At 72.7% G+C, this 2848-nt stretch carries 3 protein-coding genes and 1 pseudogene; all 4 read right to left on the bottom strand.

Annotated features, from left to right (window positions below; genetic code table 11):
- Positions 1–211 (bottom strand): annotated as a pseudogene (locus H5J26_RS30090) (hypothetical protein); the annotation flags it as partial.
- 71 nt (positions 212–282) lie between these two features.
- Positions 283–1632, bottom strand: coding sequence for a hypothetical protein (locus H5J26_RS30085; RefSeq protein WP_181769123.1), 1350 nt, complete (start codon positions 1630–1632; stop codon positions 283–285).
- A gap of 47 nt (positions 1633–1679) precedes the next feature.
- Complete coding sequence (locus H5J26_RS30080; protein ID WP_309238121.1) at positions 1680–2363, bottom strand: hypothetical protein; 684 nt, start codon at positions 2361–2363, stop codon at positions 1680–1682.
- Positions 2360–2848, bottom strand: a 489-nt coding sequence (locus tag H5J26_RS30075; protein ID WP_210771912.1) for a hypothetical protein, incomplete at its 5' end; no start/stop codon positions are given. The genes H5J26_RS30075 and H5J26_RS30080, both read right to left, overlap by 4 nt.

The raw sequence follows: 2848 nt of genomic DNA, 5'->3' as shown, positions 1-2848 counted from the left end.
CGCGACGGCGCTCGCGCCCGCCGTGCCAGCATCCGGCGGCCACGGCGAAGGGACCGCCGAGGAGCAGGCCTTGGGTGCGCAGCGCCGCGTGGGTACCGACCCAGCTGGAGGCGGAGAGGCCGGTGTTCTCGAGGAACTCGAGGGAGAGGCCGAACAGCACCGCGAGGGTGACGACCGCCGCCCACCAGCCTCGCCGAGCTTCGGTGAACACGGGACGGGTGTGCCCGAGCCGGGCGGCGGAACGGGCGGTGCGGACTTCGGGGGCTCCTGGCCGGCGGGACGTCACGGTGCCTCGATCCGGTCGGGGCGGCAGCCGCGTACGGCGGCGAAGTAGTCGCCGAGCCAGGCGGTGCGTTCGCGTTCGGGCATCGCCTTGATGCGCTCGAGGACCTTGTGGGCCGGGCCGCGGTCGGGTTTCCACTCCGAGGGGGCCAGCCATGCCGCGACGGCGCCTCTGTACTTGTCCGGCACCGGCGAGGTGTCGTCGGGCTTCCACTCGTCGCGGCAGCCGTACTCGGCGGCGGAGAACGCCTGGTTACCGGCGATCACCTCGGGCAGGTCCCTGAAGTTGATCGACAGCTCTTCCAGCACGGAGTCGTGCTTTCGCGGATCCACGCCCACGGGACGGCCCGCCTCGGCCGGCGGAACCTCGACGATGCGTTCGGGGGCGTTCGGAATGTGGCGCAGCCTTCCGGTCACGCCCTTGAGCATCTTCGAGATCTCCGGCAGATACCGCTGATGGACGCGGACCATGCAGACCTGGGGCTTGCCTCCGTCGCAGACGAGCGCGGTCGCGCCGGGGTCGGCATGCCACAGGCCGTCCCCCGTCCCGATGAGCACGCTCCCGGACACCAGCGCTACGGCGAACGACGCGGCGGCCCCACGCCGGACTCCGGTGTGCAGCAGCAGCGCAGCGACAGCCAGCCCGCCGAACCACAGGGCCGCGGCCGGGCCGAACCACCAGGCCGGTGCGTCCCACGGGCTCCAGTGCTCGAGGAGAGGGCTCAGCCACTTGAGTTCGTCGCCGGCGACGAGCGGCGAGGCGATGTCCCCATCGGTGAGTCCCACCATGACGACGTTCGCCGAACCGGCCAGCACGGGACCGGTGAAGACCCATGGGAACACCCGGCCGGCCACGAAGCCCAGCATCCCGAGGGAGCCCATCGCGACGGCGTCCGCAGCGATCAGCGTCGGGAACGGGTGGCCGTAGGAGGGATCCCATTTCAGCCAGGTGACGGCGAGACAGACGGCAGCCGTCAGCAGGTATCCGAGCACCGGCCACAGCACGGCCGGTGTGGCGGCGAGAGCCGTGCGGCGGAGGGGCGAGGCGGACACGGAGGAGAACAGTTCACCCGTACCGCGCCGGCGCTCCCGGCCGCCGTGCCAGCATCCGGCCGCGATGGCGAAGGGCCCGCCGAGCAACAGTCCCCCCGTGCGCAGTGCGTCGTGGGCCCACACCCAGCTGAAGACCAAGTTGTCGCGAGGGGAGAGCACTTCGAAGAGGGTGCCGAGCAGAAGCACGAGGGTGACGAGAGCCGCCCACCAGCCCCTCCGGGCCTCCGTGCGTACGGGGCGGGCGGGCCGGGGCCGGGTGACGCGGGCGGTCTTGGGGGGTGGCGAGAGGGTGGTCATGTGCGGGTCCTGGGATGTGTGAAGGGATGAACGGTCGGGGTGTCGGGTCAGCGGCTGTCGTCGGTACGGAGCGGGCCGCGCAGGGCGTGTACACCCGCCCCGACGGCGAAGGCGGCGACTGCGCTGACCCAGGCGCCCGATTGAGGGCCGGGCTGCATCAGCCAGTGCCACAGGGCGTCCGCTCCGCCCGGCTCGCGGGGGCCGACGAGCAGCGCGGCGCCGCCGTAGGCGAACATCGGCAGCCAGCTGATCCGCGCTCCGAGCACCGTCGAGAACAGCGCCGTCACACCTGTGGCCCCGATGGTGTTGCGCACCATCGCCGCTACGCCGAACTCGGCCGGGTCGCCCGGTACGGACAGGGACATGAGCACCGAGGCGAGGGCGGTCATCGTGAGCAGGTAGCCGGTGCGCAACGGCCACCAGCGTCGGGAGGCCGTACGGTCCGCGTCCGGTGAGTGGCTGTGCAGGCTGATGCCGACGGCCGAGGCGGCGAGCACCGGGAAGGCGATGGTGACGAACGCGCGGGACAGCGGCTCCTCGGACGGGAGCGTCGTCAGCCACTCCAGGGCGAGACCGGCGGCGAGCGAAACTCCGGCCAGCGACAGCAGCGTCTGCGCCAGGGCGCGGGAACGAAGGTGGAGCAGTTGCCCGGCTGCTTGCGGGAGGCCGGTGAGGAGGCGGGGTGCCGGTCCCGGCAAGAGGTCCGAGGCGTGGGGTCGTCGGAGATTCACGGGGCCTCGATCCGTCCAGGGCGGCAGTCGCGTACGGCGGTGAAGTAGTCGCCGAGCCAGGCGGTGCGTGCGTGCTCCGGCATGGTCTTGACGCGCTCCAGGACGCGCCGGCCGGAGCCGTGCGCGGCGTCACCGGCCGAGGGGGCCAGCCATGCGGCGACGGCCGCGCTGTACTTCTCGGGCACCGGCGTCGTGCCGTCCACCGTCTTGCGGCAGCCGAAGACGGCGATCTCGTGCGCCGCGGCCTCGGCGTAGTGCTCCGGCCTGACATTGAAGTCGGCAAGGGGCGGCGGAACCAGGGCGTCGCCTCTGCCCCGTGCCTTCTCCACCGGATGGCCCGTCAGAGGGAACGGGACCTCGATCAGCCGGGACGGGGCGCCGGGGACCCGGCGGAGCTCGGCCCGCACACCGGCGAGCGAGTCCGACGCGTCGGCCGACGGGGCACGGCTGGGGACCGTGCACACCTGCGGCCTCCCCTCGTCGCA

This window comes from Streptomyces albidus (ex Kaewkla and Franco 2022), assembly GCF_013870515.1.
Taxonomy (GTDB): domain Bacteria; phylum Actinomycetota; class Actinomycetes; order Streptomycetales; family Streptomycetaceae; genus Streptomyces; species Streptomyces albidus.
This window is presented reverse-complemented; position numbering and strand designations above follow the sequence as displayed.